At 71.8% G+C, this 18,975-nt stretch carries 16 protein-coding genes; 7 read left to right on the plus strand and 9 right to left on the minus strand.

Annotated elements, in window-relative coordinates; all coding sequences use genetic code 11:
* Positions 1 to 135 precede the first annotated feature (135 nt).
* The 6 genes from pgl to tkt all read right to left on the minus strand — a co-directional run bounded on the left by pgl (position 136) and on the right by tkt (position 8,639).
* The gene (pgl, locus tag ACH9D2_RS15040; protein WP_396363622.1) at positions 136 to 885 is read right to left on the minus strand and encodes a 6-phosphogluconolactonase; all 750 of its coding nucleotides are present in this window, start codon (positions 883 to 885) and stop codon (positions 136 to 138) included.
* A complete protein-coding gene (locus ACH9D2_RS15045) occupies positions 882 to 2,000 on the minus strand; it encodes a glucose-6-phosphate dehydrogenase assembly protein OpcA (protein WP_396363623.1) in 1,119 nt (372 codons plus the stop codon). Before ACH9D2_RS15045 ends, pgl begins: the two co-directional genes overlap by 4 nt.
* Positions 1,997 to 3,508: a glucose-6-phosphate dehydrogenase gene (zwf, locus tag ACH9D2_RS15050; protein ID WP_396363637.1), complete on the minus strand. Its 1,512-nt coding sequence runs from the start codon at positions 3,506 to 3,508 to the stop codon at positions 1,997 to 1,999. Before zwf ends, ACH9D2_RS15045 begins: the two co-directional genes overlap by 4 nt.
* 158 nt (positions 3,509 to 3,666) lie before the next feature.
* On the minus strand, positions 3,667 to 5,283 hold the full coding sequence (locus ACH9D2_RS15055; protein WP_396363624.1) for a glucose-6-phosphate isomerase: 1,617 nt from the start codon (positions 5,281 to 5,283) through the stop codon (positions 3,667 to 3,669).
* 56 nt (positions 5,284 to 5,339) lie between these two features.
* Positions 5,340 to 6,446, minus strand: a complete 1,107-nt coding sequence (tal, locus tag ACH9D2_RS15060; RefSeq protein ID WP_396363626.1) for a transaldolase — start codon at positions 6,444 to 6,446, stop codon at positions 5,340 to 5,342.
* A gap of 54 nt (positions 6,447 to 6,500) precedes the next feature.
* A complete protein-coding gene (gene tkt, locus ACH9D2_RS15065) occupies positions 6,501 to 8,639 on the minus strand; it encodes a transketolase (protein WP_396363627.1) in 2,139 nt (712 codons plus the stop codon).
* A gap of 412 nt (positions 8,640 to 9,051) precedes the next feature.
* Between tkt and ACH9D2_RS15070 the strand changes: the two genes are divergently transcribed.
* The gene (locus tag ACH9D2_RS15070; RefSeq protein WP_396363628.1) at positions 9,052 to 9,948 is read left to right on the plus strand and encodes a heme o synthase; all 897 of its coding nucleotides are present in this window, start codon (positions 9,052 to 9,054) and stop codon (positions 9,946 to 9,948) included.
* Positions 9,949 to 10,018: 70 nt separating this feature from the next.
* On the plus strand, positions 10,019 to 10,936 hold the full coding sequence (locus ACH9D2_RS15075; RefSeq protein WP_396363629.1) for a dihydrodipicolinate synthase family protein: 918 nt from the start codon (positions 10,019 to 10,021) through the stop codon (positions 10,934 to 10,936).
* Positions 10,937 to 10,955: 19 nt separating this feature from the next.
* Here the strand turns inward: ACH9D2_RS15075 and ACH9D2_RS15080 are convergent, their stop codons facing one another.
* From ACH9D2_RS15080 to ACH9D2_RS15090, 3 genes are all read right to left on the minus strand, one after another.
* Positions 10,956 to 11,981, minus strand: a complete 1,026-nt coding sequence (locus ACH9D2_RS15080) for a COX15/CtaA family protein (protein WP_396363630.1) — start codon at positions 11,979 to 11,981, stop codon at positions 10,956 to 10,958.
* Between the two features lie 111 nt (positions 11,982 to 12,092).
* Positions 12,093 to 12,881: an ABC transporter permease gene (locus ACH9D2_RS15085; protein WP_396363631.1), complete on the minus strand. Its 789-nt coding sequence runs from the start codon at positions 12,879 to 12,881 to the stop codon at positions 12,093 to 12,095.
* Entirely contained in the window at positions 12,878 to 13,885 is a 1,008-nt protein-coding gene (locus tag ACH9D2_RS15090; RefSeq protein ID WP_396363632.1) for an ABC transporter ATP-binding protein, read from the minus strand. The genes ACH9D2_RS15085 and ACH9D2_RS15090 overlap by 4 nt, the downstream gene beginning before the upstream one ends.
* Positions 13,886 to 14,117: 232 nt before the next feature.
* On the opposite strand from ACH9D2_RS15090, the gene ACH9D2_RS15095 reads away from it, so the two are divergent.
* The 5 genes from ACH9D2_RS15095 to ACH9D2_RS15115 all read left to right on the plus strand — a co-directional run bounded on the left by ACH9D2_RS15095 (position 14,118) and on the right by ACH9D2_RS15115 (position 18,951).
* A complete protein-coding gene (locus ACH9D2_RS15095; RefSeq protein ID WP_396363633.1) occupies positions 14,118 to 14,927 on the plus strand; it encodes a helix-turn-helix transcriptional regulator in 810 nt (269 codons plus the stop codon).
* Positions 14,920 to 16,374 (plus strand): Fe-S cluster assembly protein SufB, encoded by a 1,455-nt coding sequence (sufB, locus tag ACH9D2_RS15100; protein ID WP_396363634.1) that lies wholly within the window; start codon positions 14,920 to 14,922, stop codon positions 16,372 to 16,374. Before ACH9D2_RS15095 ends, sufB begins: the two co-directional genes overlap by 8 nt.
* 166 nt (positions 16,375 to 16,540) lie before the next feature.
* The gene (gene sufD, locus ACH9D2_RS15105; RefSeq protein WP_396363638.1) at positions 16,541 to 17,740 is read left to right on the plus strand and encodes a Fe-S cluster assembly protein SufD; all 1,200 of its coding nucleotides are present in this window, start codon (positions 16,541 to 16,543) and stop codon (positions 17,738 to 17,740) included.
* Positions 17,741 to 17,794: 54 nt separating this feature from the next.
* Positions 17,795 to 18,556 carry a Fe-S cluster assembly ATPase SufC gene (gene sufC / locus ACH9D2_RS15110; protein WP_396363635.1) on the plus strand — a complete coding sequence of 254 codons (762 nt, stop codon included), beginning with the start codon at positions 17,795 to 17,797 and terminating at the stop codon, positions 18,554 to 18,556.
* Positions 18,557 to 18,594: 38 nt separating this feature from the next.
* Positions 18,595 to 18,951 (plus strand): iron-sulfur cluster assembly protein, encoded by a 357-nt coding sequence (locus ACH9D2_RS15115; RefSeq protein ID WP_396363636.1) that lies wholly within the window; start codon positions 18,595 to 18,597, stop codon positions 18,949 to 18,951.
* Positions 18,952 to 18,975 lie beyond the last annotated feature (24 nt).

An 18,975-nucleotide genomic window follows, 5' to 3' on the forward strand; every position in this document is an offset into this window, starting at 1 on the left:
CCCGCGAGCCCGGGGTCGTTCGCATGGGCGGTGCACGTCCTCGTGCGCCGGGAGGCGCTCACGTCGCCTTCGCACGGGCCGCGAGATGCCGGCGGCGTGCCGCGCCCCGGTCGGTGCACGGGCGCGGCCGGACCGTCAGCGGGGCAGGCAGTCCTCCGTCACGAGCAGCAGCGTCTCCTCGATCCCGTGCACGCCGGCGCCGGGCGTGCGCTCGAGCGGGGCGCCGCCGCGGACGGCCGCGACCGCCTCGGCCTTGTCCGCCCCGGCCACGAGGAACCAGACCCGCTGCGCGCTGTTGATCATCGGCAGCGTCATGGTCACCCGCTCCGGCGGGGGCTTGGGGGAGTCCTGGACGCCCAGCACGGTGGCGTCCTGCTCGTGCACGTGCGGGCGCCCCGGGAAGAGGGAGGCCACGTGGCCGTCGGGGCCCAGGCCCAGCAGGGAGAGGTCGAACCGGGGGAAGGACTCCGTCCGGTGCTCCGCGTCGGCGGCCGCCGCGAGCTCGCGCCGGTAGTCGAAGGCGGCGTCCTCCGCGGTCTCGAAGTCGTCCGCGCTGCCCACGTAGTGGACCCGGTCGGGGTTCAGCGCGAGGGCCCCGCCCACGGCCTCGGCGGCCTGGACGCAGTTGCGCTCGGGGCTGTCCCGGGCCACGAAGCGCTCGTCCGACCACCACACGTCGACCCGCGACCAGTCGACCTCGTCCCGGCGCGGGGAGGCGGCGAGCGCGGCGAGCACCGCGGTGCCCATGCTCCCGCCGGTGAGGACGAGGCTCGCCCCGCCCCGCTCCTCCTGCGCTGCCACGACCACGTCGAGGACCCGCTCCGCGGTGTCCGCGGCGAGGGACTCCTTGTCCGGGTGCGGGACGGTCTCCAGCTCGGCGCTCATGCGCGCTCCTCTCCGGGGGTCGGGACGGACGGGTCTGCGGAGGGGGCCTCGACGGGCTCCGCCTCCGCGGGATCGGTCCCGGCGTCCTCGGGGGCAGCGCCGCCCGGCCGGTCCGGGGCCGGGCGGCCTCCGCCGTGCTCGGCCAGGAACCGCGCGGCGCCCGGCGTGAGCTCACCGGTGGTGTCCACGACCTGCGCGACGCGCACGTCCCGCAGCCCGGTGGTGACCACCTCGCCGTAGACCTCGTCGGGATCCAGCCGGCGGAGCTCCTCGGCGATGCAGGCGTCGAGGTCCCGCACGGGCATGGCGATCTGCTGGTCGGGCTGGCCCGGCTGCCGCAGCATCGCCACGGTGCGGCCCGGGCGCTCGAGCACGATCTCGCCGTCGTCCCGGACCAGGGTCACCCGGTCCAGGCGGCGCGGCCCGGCGTTGTTGACGAACGTCACCTCGGCGTCGAGCCGGGTGCCCAGCCACGTGCCGAGCAGCACCACGCTGGGGGAGCGGCCGGACCCCTCGACGACGACCTCGCGCACGGGCGCGGGTTCCGCCTGGTCCAGGACCGCGGCCAGCTGGATGCGCCAGTTGGTCACCCTCGTCCACGCGAGGTCCGTGTCGCCGGGGACGTAGCGGGCGCTGAGCTCCGCGAGCGTCTCGAAGGCGTCGTCGCTGCGCGCGGAGTCCGTGATCCGCCGGTGGGCGATCCCGGCGATCGACGAGGTGTGGGGCGAGGGCGGCGGCACCTCGTGCGGCCACCACGCGACGATCGGCGCGTCCGGGAGCAGCAGCGCCGAGAACAGGGTCTCGGTGGGCTCGGCGAGCTCGCCGTAGCCGTGCAGCACGATGACCTCGGAGGCACCCGCGTCACCGCCCATGCGCAGCTGGGCGTCGAGCCGGGTGCTCTCCGCCTGGGAGTGCGCCACGTGCACGAGGATCCGGCACGGGTGCTCGTGGCTCGCGAAGTTCGCGGCCTCCAGCGCGGCCTCGGAGTGCCCGGCCTGCGCGATGATCACCAGCGTGAGGACCCGGCCGAGCGTCACGACGCCGTGCTGGTCCCGCAGCTGGTTCAGCTTCTTGTCGATGGCCGAGGTGGTGGTGTTCTCCATCGAAACGATCACGGTCGCCTCCAGACGCGTCCGTCGCGGGCCAGCAGCTCGTCGGCGCCGTCGGGTCCCCAGGACCCCGGCGCGTACGGCTCCGGCATGATCTCCTGCTCCGCCCAGCACTCCTCGAAGGGGTCGAGGATCCGCCAGGACAGCTCGACCTCTTCGTGGTCGGGGAACAGCGGTGGTTCCCCGAGCAGCACGTCGAGGATCAGGCGCTCGTAGGCCTCCGGGCTGGACTCGGTGAACGAGTGGCCGTAGCCGAAGTCCATGGTCACGTCCCGGATCTCCGACTGCGTCCCGGGCACCTTCGAGCCGAGCCGGATGGTCACGCCCTCGTCGGGCTGGATCCGGATCACGATGACGTTCTGGCCCAGGTCCTCGTGGCCGTTGTCCCCGAACAGCAGGTTGGGCGAGTTCTTGAACTGCACCGCGATCTCGGTGACCCGCCGCCCCAGGCGCTTGCCCGCGCGCAGGTAGAACGGCACGCCCGCCCAGCGGCGGTTGTTGATGTCCAGGCGCAGCGCCGCGTAGGTCTCGGTCCGGGAGTCGGCGGGGATGTCCTGCTCCTCGAGGAAGGCCCGCACCCGCTGACCGCCCTGCAGCCCGGACTCGTACTGCCCGAGCGCCGAGTGCGCCGCGAGGTCGTCGGGGACGACGACGGAGGCCAGCACCTTGGCCTTCTCCGCGCGCATGTGGTGGGCCTGGAAGGACAGGGGCTCCTCCATGGCGGTGAGGGCCAGCAGCTGCAGCAGGTGGTTCTGGATGACGTCGCGGGCCGCGCCCACGCCGTCGTAGTAGCCGGCGCGGGAGCCGATGCCGATGTCCTCGGCCATGGTGATCTGCACGTGCTCCACGAACTGCGCGTTCCACAGCGGCTCGAACATCTGGTTCGCGAAGCGCAACGCCAGGATGTTCTGGACCGTCTCCTTGCCCAGGTAGTGGTCGATGCGGAACACCGAGTCCGCAGGGAAAACCCGCTCCACGATGGCGTTGAGCTCCTGCGCGGACTCGAGGTCGTGGCCGAAGGGCTTCTCGATGACCACGCGGCGCCACCCCGAGGCGTTCTCGTGCTGGGCCAGGCCGTGGTCGGCGAGCTGCTGGCAGACCGTCTCGAAAGCCTTGGGCGGGATCGAGAGGTAGAACGCGTGGTTGCCGCGCGTCCCGGAGTGCACGTCGAGCTCCTTGAGGGTCGACTTGAGCGCCTCGTAGGCCTTGTCCTCGTCGAACTCGCCCCGCACGAACCGGACGCCGGAGGCGAACTGGCGCCACACGTCCTCCTGGAACGGGGTGCGGGCGTGGGCCTCGACGGACTCGCGCACCACCTCCCGGAACTGCTCGTGCGACCAGTTGCGGCGGCCGAAGCCGACGATCGCGAAGGACGGCGGCAACAGTCCCCGGTTGGCGAGGTCGTACATCGCCGGCAGCAGCTTCTTCTTCGCGAGGTCTCCCGTCACGCCGAAGAGGACCAGCGCCGACGGGGCGGCGACCCGGACGAGCCGCCTGTCCCTCGGGTCCCGCAAGGGATTGCGGGCGTTGTTGTCTGGCAACGGAACTCCTTCACGTCTCTGCGGGGCCGCGGCGCCCACGGGGGCCTGCACGCGCAACGGTCGGCGCGGGGGTCCCGCGCCGACCGTGGCGTGCTCCCATTCTAGGACAGCGGTCCGGTCGCTCCGACCGGTCAGCCGCCGAGGGCGTCGACGGCCTGCTGCAGCCGTGCCACGCCCGCGGCGCGGTCGGCGAGCCGGAGCCGCAGCACGGGCCGCCCGTGGTCGGCGAGGACCTGCGCGTCCCCGTCGGCCTGGGCCGAGATGAGCTCGCCGAAGCTGAACGGGCTGTCCGGGATGTCGAGGTCCGTCTCCGAGGCGGCGGTGATCTGCAGGTACACGCCCTCCGCCGGTCCGCCCTTGTGGTACTGGCCGGTGGAGTGCAGGAACCGCGGGCCCCAGCCGAACGTCACGGGCCGGCCGGTGGCCCGGGCGAGGACCGGGCGGATGCTCTCCAGGTCCGCCCACGCGAGTCGGTCGAAGTAGGCCTGCACGGACAGGTAGCCGGTCTCAGGCAGCCGCGCGAGCAGCCTGGCCAGCGCGTCCTCGACCGTCCGTGTCCCGTCGAGCAGCTCCTGCGCGCCGCGGATCTCCACAGGCCCGTCCACGACGTCCGCGGCGGTGGGCTGCGGCTTGTCCTCGAGCAGGGCGCGGGTGGCGTTCTTGGCGGACTCCACGTCCGGCTGGTCGTAGGGGTTGATGCCGAGCAGCCGCCCGGCCGCCGCCGTGGCGACCTCCCACAGCATGAGTTGGGCGCCGAGGGAGCCCGAGACCCGCACCACGTCGCCCTCGGGGGCCTCCTCCTCGTCCACGCCGACGAGCTCCACGACCAGGACGTCGGCCGCTCCCGAGGTGGCCTCCGGCGCGTCCCCGGCGCCGACGACGACGGGCAGCACGCCCTTGCCCTCCTTGCCGGTGGACTCCGCGATCAGCTGCTCCGCCCAGTCGGCGAACCCCGCGATCCCGGAGCCAAGGTCCCGGAACACGAGCTTGTTCCGCAGGGGCTGCGTCCCGCCGAGCGCCGCGCCCAGGTGCAGGCCGGGGTTGTCCTCGGCGTCCTCGCGCAGCACCTCGCCGGCCTCGTCGGCGTCGTCGAGCAGGGCCCCGACGTCCACCCCGGCCAGGCCGGAGGGGACCAGGCCGAAGGCGGTCAGCGCGGAGAAGCGCCCGCCCACGGTCGGGTCGGCGGTGAAGACCCGGCGGTAGCCTGCCTCCCGCGCGGACGCCTCCATGGGCGAGCCGGGGTCGGTCACCACCACGATGCGCGAGGCGGCGTCGATGCCCGCGTCCTGGAACGCCCGGGCGAAGACCCGGCGCGCCGAGTCGGTCTCCACCGTGGACCCGGACTTGGAGGAGACCACGATCGCGGTCCGCTCGAGGCGGTCGGCGAGGGCCGCGGCCACCATCTCCGGGTCCGTGGAGTCCAGCACGAACAGCTCGACCCCCGCGGTCCCGGTGATCACCTCGGGTGCCAGGGAGGACCCGCCCATGCCCGCGAGCACGAACCGGTCCACGCCCTCGGCCGCGAACTCCTCGCGCAGCGCGGTGATCTCGTCGACGAGCGGGCGGGAGACCTCGGCGGCCTCCACCCAGCCCAGCCGCTTCGAGGACTCGTCCTCGGCCGCGGCACCCCACAGGGTGGGGTCCTGGGCGAAGAGCTTGGAGGCGAACCTGTCGCCCACCAGCGCGGGCACGTGCCGGTCGACGGCCTCGCGGGCCGCGCCGGAGGTCTGGACGGACAGGGAGCTCATGGGTTCTCCTTCGGGTCGGGCAGCACGGACGGAACTCGTGTCAGGACGGGACGGGCTCAGCGGGCGTTGTCGAGGGCGGCGCTCACGGTGTCGAGCAGCTCCGTCCAGGAGTCCTCGAACTTGGTGAGGCCCTCGGCCTCGAGCTGGGCGACGACCTCGTCGTAGGAGATCCCCACGCCGGCGATCTTGTCCAGGAGCTCGTTGGACTCGGCGTAGGTGCCGGTGATGGTGTCCCCGGTGACCTCGGCGTGGTCGAAGGTGGCCTCGAGGGTCTTCTCCGGCATGGTGTTGACGGTGTTCGGGGCGACCAGCCCGGTCACGTAGAGGGTGTCGGGCAGGGAGGGGTCCTTCACGCCGGTGGAGGCCCACAGCGGGCGCTGCGGGTTCGCCCCGGCCGCGGCCAGCCGCTCCCAGCGCTCGGTCTCCAGGGACTGCTCGTGGATCTGGTAGGCGAGCCGGGCGTTGGCCAGCCCGGCCTGGCTCTTGAGCGCGGCGGCCTCGTCGGTGCCGATCGCGTCCAGGCGCTTGTCGATCTCGGAGTCCACCCGGGAGACGAAGAAGGAGGCCACGGAGTGGATGCCGGACAGGTCCTTGCCGTTGTCCAGGGCCTGTTCCAGGCCCAGCTGGTAGGCGTTGATGACCGCGCGGTAGCGCTCGAGGGAGAAGATCAGCGTGACGTTGACGGAGATCCCCTCGGCGATGGTCGCGGTGATCGAGGGCAGGCCGGCCTCGGTGGCGGGGATCTTGATCAGCGCGTTGGGGCGGTCGATGGTCTGGGACAGGCGCTGGGCCATGGCCGAGGTCGCCTCGGCATCCTGGGCCAGGCGCGGGTCCACCTCGATGGACACCCGCCCGTCCACTCCCTGGGTGGACTCGTGCACCGGGGCGAACAGGTCGCAGGCCTCGCGCACGTCGTCGGTGGTGATGGCCAGCACGGCCTCGTCCACGTCCGTGCCGGCGGCGGCGAGGGCCTTGACCTGGTCCTCGTAGGCGTCGTGGGCGGCCAGGGCGGCGGCAAAGATCGTGGGGTTGGTGGTCACGCCCACGACGTCCTTCTCGTCGATCAGCTGCTGCAGCCCGCCGGAGGTGAGGCGTTGGCGGGAGAGGTCGTCGAGCCAGATCGAGACGCCGGCGTCGGAGAGCTTCTGGGTGGGGGTGGTCATGTGCGTGTCAGTCCTCGTGCTCGGGGGAAAGTGGTCGGTGGTGCGTGCGGGCGCTCAGCGGTCCGCCGTGGCGGCGGTCTGCGCCGCGGCGAGGGACTCCTGGGCGGCGGTGGTGACGGCTTCGGCGGTGATGCCGAACTCGCGGTAGAGGGTCTCGTAGTCGGCGGACTCCCCGAAGTGCTCCAGGGACACGGCCCGCCCGTTCTCCCCGAGCAGGTCCCGCCAGGACATCGCGATCCCGGCCTCCACGGTGACCCGGGCCTTCACGGCCGCCGGGAGCACGGACTCGCGGTAGTCGGCGTCCTGGGCGTCGAACCACTCCCGGCAGGGCATGGACACCACCCGGGCCGCCACCCCCTGCTCCTTGAGGAGTTCGCGCGCCTCCACGGCCAGGGCGACCTCGGAGCCGGTGCCGATCAGGATCACCTCCGGGTCGGCGCCCTCGGGGGCCTCGGCCAGGACGTAGCCGCCGCGGGCGACTCCCTCGGCGGAGGCGAACAACTCGGTCTCGGCCTCGGGGTGCAGGTCGGTGCGGGCGAAGGTCGGCACGTTCTGGCGGGTCAGGGCGATCCCGGCCGGGCCGTGCCGGTTCTCCAGCATCGTCCGCCAGGCGATCGCGGTCTCGTTGGCGTCGGCCGGGCGCACGACGTCCAGGCCCGGGATGGCGCGCAGGGCGGATAGCTGCTCCACGGGCTGGTGGGTGGGTCCGTCCTCGCCCAGGCCGATGGAGTCGTGGGTCCACACGTAGATGGAGGGGACCTTCATCAGCGCGCCCAGGCGCACGGCCGGGCGCTGGTAGTCGGAGAAGATCAGGAACGTCCCGGAGAACGCCCTCGTCTGCGAGGACATGGTGATGCCGTTGACGATCGCCGCCGCGGCGTGCTCGCGGATCCCGAAGTGCAGCACCCGCCCGTAGGGGTTGCCCGTCCACTTGTCCGTGGAGCGCGCCTCCGGGATGAAGGAGGGCGCGGACTCGATGGTGGTGTTGTTGGACCCGGCCAGATCCGCCGAGCCGCCCCACAGCTCCGGGAAGGTCTCGGCGATCGCGTTGATCACCTTCCCCGAGGCCGCTCGGGTGGCCACGTCCTTGCCGGCCTCGAAGACCGGGAAGGCCTCGGCGTAGTTCTCGGGCAGCTCCTCGGCGCGGATCCGGTCGTAGAGGGCCGCCCGCTCCGGGTTGGCCTCCCGCCAGTCGTCGAACTTCTGCTCCCACTCCTGGCGGTAGGAGCCCATCCGGTCCTGGATCCCGCGGGTGTGGGCCAGGACCTCGTCCTCGACCTGGAAGGTCTGCTCGGGGTCGAAGCCGAGGATCTCCTTGGTGGCGGCGACCTCCTCGGCGCCGAGCTTGGAGCCGTGGATCCCCCCAGTGTTCTGCTTCTTGGGTGCGGGCCAGCCGATGATCGTGCGCAGGGCGATCAGGGAGGGCTTGGTGGTCTCGGCCTTGGCCGCGCGGATCGCCGCGTAGAGCTCCTCGACGTCCTCCACGTAGTCCCCGGTCTTCGTCCAGTCCACCCGGGCCACGTCCCAGCCGTAGGCCTCGTAGCGGGTGAGGACGTCCTCGGTGAACGCCACGTCGGTGTCGTCCTCGATGGAGATGTGGTTCTGGTCGTAGATCACCACGAGGTTGCCCAGCTCCTGGACCCCGGCCAGCGAGGACGCCTCGGAGGTGACGCCCTCCTGGAGGTCCCCGTCGGAGGCGATCACGTAGACCGTGTGGTCGAAGACGGACTCACCGGCCGGGGCCTCGGGGTCGAACAGGCCGCGGGTGTAGCGCTGGGCGTAGGCGAAGCCCACGGCCGAGGCCAGGCCCTGGCCCAGCGGGCCCGTGGTGATCTCCACCCCGGTGGTGTGCCGGTACTCGGGGTGGCCCGGGGTCTTGGAGCCCCAGGTCCGCAAGCTCTTGATGTCCTCCAGCTCCATGCCGTAGCCCGAGAGGAACAGCTGCAGGTACAGCGTCAGCGAGGTGTGCCCGGGGGAGAGGACGAACCGGTCCCGCCCGGTCCACCGGTCATCGGTGGGGTCGTGGACCATCACCTTCTGGAACAGCAGGTACGCCGCCGGGGCCAGCGACATCGCGGTACCCGGGTGGCCGTTGCCCACCTTCTCCACGGCGTCCGCGGCCAGCACCCGCACCGTGTCCACGGCACGCTGGTCCTGCTCGGTCCAAGTCAGCTTCTGATCGAGTTCGGTCACCAAGGTTCGGGGCCCTTTCTGCTGGGAACCGCTGCCGTGCGCAACGGGTGCCGGTTGCCGACCGGCGGTTTGGGTCCAGCTTAGGTCACCCGCATTTCGGCCGTGTGACCGGTGGCACCGGCCCCGGGGGCTCCGGACGTCCTCCGCGTCATGTCCGGAGCGGGAACGGGCGCCCCCACGCGCTATGCTGTATAGGACCTTCTTCCGCGCCCGCGGGCTGCCGCGCCGACCGCACCCTCGTGCCGGCGACGCACCGTCTCCGGGCCGTCCTCGCGCACGGAGCCGGGGGAACACCACCGCAACCGGGAGCAATGATTCTGTGAACTCACTCGAGACGTCGGGACCCGCAGGACGAGCCGTCCTCGGCAACGGGCACACGGGTGTTGCGGTGGACCCCCGTCCCGAGGGGCGGATGACGGTCTCCCGGAAGCTGCGGGCCTACGTGGCCCTGATGAAGCCGCGCATCATCGAGCTGCTGCTCGTGGCCACCGTGCCGACCATGATCTTCGCCCAGCAGGGCATGCCGAACCTCTGGCTCATCCTCAGCACCCTCGTGGGCGGCACGCTCGCGGCGGGCGCGGCCGGCGCCTTCAACTGCTACATCGACCGGGACGAGGACCGGGTGATGAAGCGCACGGCCAAGCGCCCGCTCGTCACCGGGGAGGTCACGGACCGCGAGGCCCTCGTCTTCGCCTGGTCGCTCACGGCGGTGTCGGTCGCCTGGCTCACGTTCGGCGTCAACGTGCTCGCCGGCGCCCTGGGCGCGGTGGCCATCTTCCTCTACGCCGTCTTCTACTCGATCGTGCTCAAGCGCCGCACCGCCCAGAACATCGTCTGGGGCGGGGTCGCCGGGTGCATGCCGGTGCTCATCGGATGGGCCGCGGTGACGGGCGGCCTCGACTGGCCCGCGTTCGTGCTGTTCCTCTTCATCTTCCTGTGGACGCCGCCGCACTACTGGCCCCTGTCCATGAAGTACGCCGACGACTACTCCCGCGCCGGGGTCCCCATGCTGGGCGCCGTGGCCGGGGCCCGCACCGTGGGCAGCCAGGTGGTCCTCTACGCGTGGGCCACGGTGGTGTGCTCGCTGCTGCTCGTCCCCGTCGGCGGCGCCGGGTGGGTCTACACGGTGACCGCGCTGGCCTCGGGCGCGTGGTTCGTGGGCCACAGCCACAAGCTGCACGCCCTCGCGGTGGCCGGCCGGCCCACTGACAAGCAGGCGATGTACGTCTTCCACGGCTCCATCGCCTACATCACCTTCGTGTTCCTCGCGCTGGCCGTCGACCCGTTCGTGGGCGGTCCCGTCCTCTGAGCCCGCCGGGTCCCGTGGAACCGGGGCGCCCCGGTCCGGCGGGGAGATCCGCCGGACCTAGGATGGTCGCATGCTCAGCATGACCTTCACCGGGCTCGTCGCCTACCCGATCACCCCTTTCCAGCAGGGCGGCCGCCTGGACCTGGAGTCCTTCGAGCGCTATGTCGGCCGGCTGGTCCGCACGGGCGTGGACGCCGTGGTGGTCCTGGGCAGCTCGGGCAGCTTCGCGTACCTCTCCGCGGAGGAGCGGGCCGAGGTCGTGGGCGTCGCCGTGCAAGCCGCCCGCGGCTCCGGGGTGCCGGTCGGGGCGGGGATCTCCGCGATGACCACCCGCGAGGTCCTGGAGATGGCCTACGCCGCCGAGAACGGCGGCGCGGACGGGCTCGTGCTCAACCCGCTGTCCTACATCCCGCTCGTCTCCCAGGAGATCGCGGACCAGGTGGAGACGGTCGCGGCGGCCGTGTCCCTGCCCCTGTGCGTCTACAACAACCCGACGACGACGGGCTTCACGTACCCCGTGGAGCTCGCCGCCGAGCTGTCCTGGTTGGAGAACGTCAACGCGTTCAAGGACACCGCGGACTCCCCGGAGGACCTCGCCGCACGGCGGAGCCGGTTCGCCGAGCTCGCGGAGCCGGGGACGGCGCACGGGGTGAGCGGGGAGCGGCTGCTCCACGAGGCGGCGCCGGACGCCGCGGCCTGGCACTCCGGGATCGCCGCGGTGCTCCCGCGCCAGTACGCCGCCTTCCGTGCCGCGGTCGTCGCGGGCGACGAGGGCGAGGTGCGCACGTGGCAGGCGGCACTGACCCCGCTGATGGAGATCCTGCGGCAGGAGCGGCCCCTGAGCTCCCTCTACGCCCTCGCCGAGGTGTGCGGCGTCACCACGGCACCGCCGCGGCGGCCGCTGCTGCCGATCCCCTCGGCCAGCCGGCAGCGTCTGGCCCAGGCCGTCGAGGAGCTGCTCGACGAGGCGCCCGACGAGCGGGCCTGACGGGCGGGCCGGAACGGTTTCAGCCGCGGGCCGGGGCCCCGGCGGAGTGCGCGCGGTCGGCGTCCCGCAGCACGGGGTCCGGGGTGCGGGTGACCGCGAAGCCCTTCTCCACGGTGCGGGCGGTGGCCCAGATCAGCACCGCGGAGCCCACGAGGTGCAGCGCCACGGCCACGATCGGCACGCCGTTGAAGTACTGGTAGTAGCCGATGAGCGCCTGCAGGACCAGGGCGGCCAGCATGACGTTGAGGCTCGAGGCCAGCGGGACGGGCCACCGGTGCCGGCGCGCGAGCACCATGCCGAGGACCACGGCCACGACGATCAGGTACACCGGGACCGCGTGGGCCCGGGTGATGAGGTAGGCGTCGAAGGCGTGCCGGGCGGTCGAGTCGTCCCCGGCGTGGGGGCCGGTGCCGGTGACCAGGGTGCCCAGGTAGAGGATCAGCGCGGTGAGTATCCCCAGGGACACCATGAGCCCCCGGACGGCACGGCGCTGGCCGTAGGCCTGGCCGGGCCGCTCCGCGTCCCGCAGGGCGGGCAGGGAGCGCCTCCGGGTGCGGTTGACCAGCACGGTGGCCAGGGCGATCATCGCCCCGGAGATGAGGTAGTGGATCCCCACGACCCAGGGGTTGAGCCCGGTGAGCACGGTGATCCCGCCGACCACGGCCTGCAGCGGGATGCCGAGGCCCAGCAGCAGGGCGATCCGGAAGAGGTCGGGGTGCTCGCGGCGCAGCCGGAGCACCGCCAGGAACGTCAGCACCGCCACGGCGGCCAGGAGGAAGGTCAGCAGCCGGTTGCCGAACTCGATGACGCCGTGCATGCCCATCTCGGGGGTGTTCGTCCAGGACTCGTCCGTGCACCGGGGCCAGGTGGGACAGCCCAGGCCGGACCCGGTCAGCCGGACGAGCCCGCCCGTGAGGATGAGGACGGAGTTCGCCAGCAGCGACGCGACGGCGAGCCACCGCACCCACGGGGTGATCCGGGTCGGCAGCAGGACGCTGCCGCTCACACGGACGTCGACGTCGCTGGGGTCGCTGGCGCGGTTCATGAATTCACTTCCGGAAGGGGTCGGTGCGGTGGGATCTCCGCGTCCAGTTTATCCGGGCCGCGGCCCCCGGGTCCCGCCGTCCGGCAGGAACCCCGCGCCGGCGACGGCGGCTCAGCTCCAGCGGAACCAGCGCACGGCCCCGGCCCAGGCGGCGGTGGCCCAGACGGCGAGCACCAGCACCGGCAGCAGCGTGGGCCCCCCGGTGAGGAACGTCTCGCGCAGGGCGGTGCCCAGCGCGCCGGAGGGCAGCAGTTCCACCGCCCACGTGAGCCCGGTCGGGAGCGTTCTCGAGGGGAACAGCGTGCCGCCGACGGCGGCGAGCAGCACCCACACGAGGTTGGTCACGGCGAGGGTCGCCTCGGCGCGCACCGTCCCGGCGAGCAGCAGCCCCAGTCCGGTGAACGCCGCGGCGCCGAGCAGCAGCACCGGCACCGAGACGAGCACCGCGGCCGCGTCCGGGCGCCAGCCGAGGGCCGCGCCGAGCGCGGCCACCAGCACGTACTGCACCACGAGCACGGCGACGATCGCCAGCAGCTTGCCGGCGATCAGCCCGCCGCGGCCCAGGGGAGTGGTGGAGAGGAAGCGCAGGACCCCGTAGCGGCGGTCGAAGCCGGTCTGGATGCCCTGTCCGGAGAAGGCGTTGGAGAGCACGCACAGCGCCAGCACGCCGGGCACGGCGACGTCCACGCGCGTGGCGCCGGCCGGAACGGCGGCGTCCAGCAGGTCCGTGAGCGTCAGGGCCACGAGGGCCATGAGCGGCAGGATCAGCAGCAGCAGCAGCTGCTCCCCGTTGCGCAGCACCGCCCGCGTCTCGTAGACAGCCTGTGCGGCCACCCGGCGGGCCAGGGGGGCCGGGGCCTGGTGCGGGTGCGTGGCGGTCGGCGGGGCGGGTGCGGTCATCGGATCTCCCGTCCGGAGATGTCGAGGAAGACGTCCTCGAGGGTGCGCGGCTGGAGGGACAGGGACTCGGGCATCGTGCCGGTGGAGGTGAACCACCGGGTCACGTGCTCGAGCATCGGGGGAGTGAGCGCTCCGGTGAGCGTCACGGTGCGGTCGGCCCGGCTGGTGCGGACCCCCTCGAACCCGGGGCCGTCCCACGGGAACGGGCCCGCGCTCAGCTGCTCGGGGGCCAGCGTCAGCACGAGCACGGCGGGGGCGTCCGCGCCGGGGGCCACCAGCTCGGCCACCGAACCCTGGGCCATGACCCGGCCGTGGTCCACGATGTAGACCTGGTCGGCGAGGCGCTGGGCGTCGTCGAGCAGGTGCGTGGTGAGGATGATGCACACGCCCTCGCGGCGCAGCTGCTGGACGAGGTCGAAGACGATGTTGCGGGACTGCGGGTCCATCCCGGCCGAGGGCTCGTCGAGGAAGAGGACCTCCGGGTTGCCGGCCAGGGCCGCCGCCAGGGCCACGCGCTGGCGCTGGCCGCCGGAGAGCCGGCGGACCACGGTGCGGTCGAAGCTGCTGATGCCGAGCCGCTCCACGAGCTCGTCCATGTCCCGGGGGCTGCGGTACAGGGACGCCACGTGCCGCAGCAGCTCGAGCGGGCGCACAGCCTGGGGGAGCCCGCCCTCCTGGAGCATCACGCCCACGCGGGCGCGCAGGGCCGGACTGGCCCGCCACGGGTCCTGCCCCAGCAGCCGGACCCTGCCGGCCGAGGGCCGCTGCAGGCCCTGGGCGCATTCCAGGGTGGTCGTCTTGCCCGCGCCGTTGGGCCCGAGCAGCGCCGTGATCTCGCCGTGCCGCGCCGTGAGGGACAGCTCGTTGACGGCGTGCACCACGTCGGCGCGCGTGGCGCCCGGCCCGGTGCGGCGCCGGGAGCGGCGACGGCGGACGGGGAACTCCTTCACGAGGCGCTCGATCGAGAGTGCGGGCGAGGACGCGGGGGGACTCTGGGCGGGCACCGGACCAGTGTAGTGCGGCACGCCTGCGGACCGGCCCCCTTGGCCCCACCGCCTCGACAGGTTATTATGAGTAAGTCGTGATTCTTTGGCAACGCCCGGAGTAAGGCTCTGCTTACTGGTGAGACCGGAATGAATTACGACATACTCCGGTTGTGTATTAGAAGCGCCCCTATCAGGTCGCACGCTGCACCACGAGAACCTTCACCTCGACCAGGAAGCGATCGGTTCACCCATGACTCAGACCACGGACGCCTGGAGCGGGTCCCGCTCCGGCCCGCGGGCGGAGCAGGAGGAGAACACCCGCTCGCGCGTGCTCGGCGCCGTCCTCGAGCACGGCCCGGTCTCCGCGGCCGATCTCGGCGAGATGCTCGAGCTGACCCCCGCCGCGGTGCGCCGCCACCTGGACGCCCTCGAGCAGCAGCACTTCATCGAGGTCACCATGGTCCGCCGCCGCAGCGGAGGTGCCGGCCGTCCGGCGCGCCGCTACGTCGTCGCCCCCGAGGGTCACGCCAAGCTCGGTGACGACTACCTCGAGATCGCCACCGACGCGCTCGAGAGCATCCGTCGCATCGCCGGCCCGGAGGCCGTGCACTCCTTCATCCAGGAGCGCGTGGACCGCCTGGAGGCGTCCTACCGGCCCGAGGTCGAGGCCGCCGGCGACGACGTCGCCGACCGCCTGCCCGTCCTGGTGCGGCTGCTCAGCCGCGACGGGTTCGCGGCCTCCACCAACGAGGTGGCCGTGGGCCGCGGGGAGTCCCGCACCATCGTCTCGGCGCAGCTGTGCCAGGGGCACTGCCCCGTGCGCGAGCTGGCCGCCCGCTACCCGCAGTTCTGCGAGCTGGAGACCGAGCTCATCGCCCGGCTGCTCGGCACCGACGTCCGCCGGCTCTCCACGCAGGCCGCCGGCGCGCACGTGTGCACCACGCACGTGCCCCTCGCGCGGCCGGGACCCGCCGCGGCACCGACTTCCGGAGACCGCCCCGCGGACCGGACCACAGGCCAGATCACAGACCAGACAACAGAGGAAGGCCGTCATGACTGAACAGATCGCCAGCGGCAACGACACTGTCATCGCCGACATCCTGGAGAAGAACCCCGAGCTCGAGGGCATCGGCACCTACGAGTACGGCTGGTCCGACTCCGACGTCGCCGGCGCCTCCGCGCGCCGCGGGGTCGACGAGGACGTCGTCCGGGACATCTCCGCGAAGAAGAGCGAACCGCAGTGGATGACCGACCTGCGGCTGAAGGGCCTCAAGTTCTTCGACCGCAAGCCCATGCCCACCTGGGGCGCGGACCTCTCCGGGATCGACTTCGACAACATCAAGTACTTCGTGCGCTCCACGGAGAAGCAGGCCGCCACCTGGGAGGACCTGCCCGAGGACATCCGCAACACCTACGAGAAGCTGGGCATCCCCGAGGCCGAGCGCGGACGGCTCGTCTCCGGCGTCGCCGCCCAGTACGAGTCCGAGGTCGTCTACCACCAGATCCGCGAGGACCTGGAGGAGCAGGGCGTCATCTTCCTCGACACCGACACCGCGCTCAAGGAGCACCCGGAGATGTTCGCCGAGTACTTCGGCACCGTCATCCCCGTGGGCGACAACAAGTTCGCGTCCCTGAACACGGCCGTGTGGTCCGGCGGCTCCTTCGTCTACGTCCCCAAGGGCGTGCACGTCGAGATCCCGCTGCAGGCCTACTTCCGCATCAACACGGAGAACATGGGCCAGTTCGAGCGGACGCTCATCATCGCGGACGAGGACTCCTACGTCCACTACATCGAGGGCTGCACCGCGCCGATCTACAAGACCGACTCGCTGCACTCCGCCGTCGTGGAGATCATCGTCAAGAAGAACGCCCGCGTGCGCTACACGACCATCCAGAACTGGTCGAACAACGTGTACAACCTCGTGACCAAGCGCGCGATCGCCCACGAGGGCGCCACCATGGAGTGGATCGACGGCAACATCGGCTCGAAGGTCACCCAGAAGTACCCGGCGGTCTACATGACCGGCGAGCACGCCCGCGGCGAGACCCTCTCGATCGCGTTCGCCGGCGAGGGACAGCACCAGGACACCGGCTCCAAGATGGTGCACATCGCCCCGAACACGTCGTCGTCGATCGTCTCGAAGTCCGTGGCCCGCAACGGCGGCCGCGCCGCCTACCGCGGTCTCGTGCAGGTCCGCGAGGGCGCGCACGGCTCGAAGTCCAACGTGGTCTGCGACGCCCTGCTGGTGGACACGATCTCCCGCTCGGACACGTACCCGTACGTCGACATCCGCGAGGACGACGTCACCATGGGCCACGAGGCCACTGTCTCGCGCGTCTCCGAGGAGCAGCTGTTCTACCTCATGCAGCGCGGAATGGCGGAGGACGAGGCCATGGCGATGATCGTGCGCGGCTTCGTGGAGCCGATCGCCCGCGAACTGCCCATGGAGTACGCGCTCGAACTCAACCGCCTCATCGAACTGCAGATGGAAGGATCCGTTGGCTGACATGACCAAGCTGAACGAAAAGATTCGCAACGCCACGGAGGCCGCCGCCTCCGCGGCCACCGCGGTGGCCGACAAGGCCGTCGGCGCGGCCAAGGACGTCTACGACAACCTGGGCGAGAAGGTCGACGGGGTCCCCACCGGGGACGCCCGGGTCGCCATCCCGGGAATGGACCTCGAGGGCGAGACCCTCTCCGCGGAGCACGCGAAGACCGAGACGCTCGTGCGGCACACCGCCCACGGCGACATCTCCGGCGTGCCCGACTCCTCCCGTGCCGGCCGGCGCACGTCCTACGACGTCGCCGACTTCCCGAAGCTCACGGGCAAGGAGGAGGACTTCCGGTTCACCCCGCTCAAGCGCCTCAAGGGGCTGCACGCCGACGCCCTCACCGGCCCGGCGCCCGCGCTGACCGTGGACTCGGACGCCGTGGGCGTCGAGACCGTGGGCCGCGACGACGCCCGCATCGGCAGCGCCGGGATGCCCGAGGACCGGCTCTCCGCCAACGCGTGGAGCAGCGTCACCGAGGCTACCGTGCTCACCGTGCCGCAGGAGGTCGAGGTGACCGAGCCGGTCCTCGTCGACATCCACGGCACCGACGCCACCCCGGCCGCCCAGCACCTCGTGATCGACGCCCGGCCCTTCTCCAAGGCCCTCGTTGTCCTGCGCCACCACGGCACCGCCGTGCTCTCGCAGAACGTCGAGTTCCGGGTCGCCGACTCCGCCAACCTCACCGTGGTGACCCTCCAGGAGTGGGACGACGACGCCGTGCACGCCTCCTCCCAGCAGGCGCGCCTCGGGAAGGCGGCCACGTTCAAGCACGTGCTCGTCTCCCTCGGCGGCGACCTGGTGCGCGTCACCCCGTCCACCCGCTTCGACGCCCCGGGCGGCTCCGTGGAGATGTACGGGCTGACCTTCGTGGACGGCGGGCAGCACCTGGAGTCCCGGCTGTTCGTGGACCACTCCCAGCCGAACTGCACCTCGCGGGTGACCTACAAGTCCGCGCTGCAGGGCGAGAACGCGCACGGCGTGTGGGTCGGCGACGTCCTCATCCGCGCCACCGCGGAGGGCACCGACACCTACGAGCTCAACCGGAACCTGATCCTCAACGACGGCCCGCGGATGGACTCCGTGCCGAACCTGGAGATCGAGACCGGCCTCATCGCCGGTGCCGGCCACGCCTCCACCACGGGCCAGCTGGACGACGAGCACCTGTACTACCTCATGTCCCGGGGCATCCCCGAGGACGAGGCGCGCCGGCTCGTGGTCCGCGGGTTCCTCTTCGAGATCATCCAGCAGATCGGTGTCCCGGACATCGAGGAGCGGCTGCGCGGGAACGTCCAGGACGAGCTCGCCTCCGCGAACTACTGATTCCCCACGCACACCTTCCGACCACAGACTTTTTCGACCACAGGAGAACCATCCATGGCAACTCTCGAGATCAAGGACCTGAACGCGTCCGTCGTGCTCGACGACGAGACCACCAAGCAGATCCTCAAGGGCGTGAACCTGACCATCCGTTCCGGTGAGGTCCACGCGATCATGGGCCCCAACGGCTCCGGCAAGTCCACCCTGGCCTCCACCATCGCGGGCCACCCCAAGTACGTCGTCGACTCCGGCGAGGTGCTCCTGGACGGCCAGAACGTCCTGGAGATGTCCGTGGACGAGCGCGCCCGGGCCGGGCTCTTCCTGGCCATGCAGTACCCGGTGGAGATCCCCGGCGTGACGACCTCCAACTTCCTGCGCACGGCCAAGACCGCGATCGACGGGGAGGCCCCCTCCCTGCGCACGTGGACCAAGGACGTCAAGGCGGCCATGGAGCAGCTGAAGATCAGCCCCGACATGATCCAGCGCAACGTCAACGAGGGCTTCTCCGGCGGCGAGAAGAAGCGCCACGAGATCCTCCAGCTCGAGCTGCTCAAGCCGAGGATCGCCCTGCTGGACGAGACCGACTCCGGCCTCGACGTGGACGCGCTCAAGGTCGTCTCCGAGGGCGTCAACCGCGCCCTCGAGACCAACGACATGGGCGTCATGCTCATCACCCACTACACCCGCATCCTGCGCTACATCAAGCCGCAGTTCGTGCACGTGTTCCACGACGGCCGCGTGGTCGACGAGGGCGGGCCCGAGCTCGCCGAGCGGCTCGAGAACGAGGGCTACGACCGCTACCTGGCCCCGGCCAAGTAAGCGGACCCGACCCCACCAGCCCCGAAAGGAGGCCAGCGATGGCCGACACCCCTGCTGAGACCACCGCCGATCCCGCGACCGCGGGCCGGCCCTCCGCCGAGGAAGTCGAGGAGGCGCTCAAGAACGTCATCGACCCCGAGCTCGGCGTCAACATCGTGGACCTGGGCCTGCTCTACGGCTCCAAGTGGGCCGAGGACGGCGCCCTGATCCTCGACATGACCCTCACCACGGCCGCGTGCCCGCTGCAGGACGTCATCGAGGACCAGTGCGCGGCGAACCTCGACCCCATGGTGGACGAGTGGCGCGTCAACTGGGTCTGGATGCCGCCGTGGGGTCCCGACCGGATCACCGAGGACGGCCGCGACCAGATGCGGGCCCTGGGCTTCAACATCTGAGCGGTTCCTCCCGCACGACGACGG

It is taken from the genome of Kocuria rhizosphaericola (genome assembly GCF_044462205.1).
In the GTDB taxonomy this organism is placed as follows: Bacteria; Actinomycetota; Actinomycetes; order Actinomycetales; family Micrococcaceae; genus Kocuria; species Kocuria rhizosphaericola.

Bases quoted from the DNA above. Each gene is read 5' to 3' on its own strand.
- pgl (WP_396363622.1), bottom strand. From the start codon at position 885: ATGAGCGCCGAGCTGGAGACCGTCCCGCACCCGGACAAGGAGTCCCTC.
- ACH9D2_RS15055 (WP_396363624.1), bottom strand. From the start codon at position 5,283: ATGAGCTCCCTGTCCGTCCAGACCTCCGGCGCGGCCCGCGAGGCCGTC.
- tal (WP_396363626.1), bottom strand. From the start codon at position 6,446: ATGACCACCCCCACCCAGAAGCTCTCCGACGCCGGCGTCTCGATCTGG.
- ACH9D2_RS15070 (WP_396363628.1), top strand. From the start codon at position 9,052: ATGACGGTCTCCCGGAAGCTGCGGGCCTACGTGGCCCTGATGAAGCCG.
- ACH9D2_RS15075 (WP_396363629.1), top strand. From the start codon at position 10,019: ATGCTCAGCATGACCTTCACCGGGCTCGTCGCCTACCCGATCACCCCT.
- ACH9D2_RS15080 (WP_396363630.1), bottom strand. From the start codon at position 11,981: ATGAACCGCGCCAGCGACCCCAGCGACGTCGACGTCCGTGTGAGCGGC.
- ACH9D2_RS15085 (WP_396363631.1), bottom strand. From the start codon at position 12,881: ATGACCGCACCCGCCCCGCCGACCGCCACGCACCCGCACCAGGCCCCG.
- ACH9D2_RS15095 (WP_396363633.1), top strand. From the start codon at position 14,118: ATGACTCAGACCACGGACGCCTGGAGCGGGTCCCGCTCCGGCCCGCGG.
- sufB (WP_396363634.1), top strand. From the start codon at position 14,920: ATGACTGAACAGATCGCCAGCGGCAACGACACTGTCATCGCCGACATC.
- sufD (WP_396363638.1), top strand. From the start codon at position 16,541: ATGGACCTCGAGGGCGAGACCCTCTCCGCGGAGCACGCGAAGACCGAG.
- sufC (WP_396363635.1), top strand. From the start codon at position 17,795: ATGGCAACTCTCGAGATCAAGGACCTGAACGCGTCCGTCGTGCTCGAC.
- ACH9D2_RS15115 (WP_396363636.1), top strand. From the start codon at position 18,595: ATGGCCGACACCCCTGCTGAGACCACCGCCGATCCCGCGACCGCGGGC.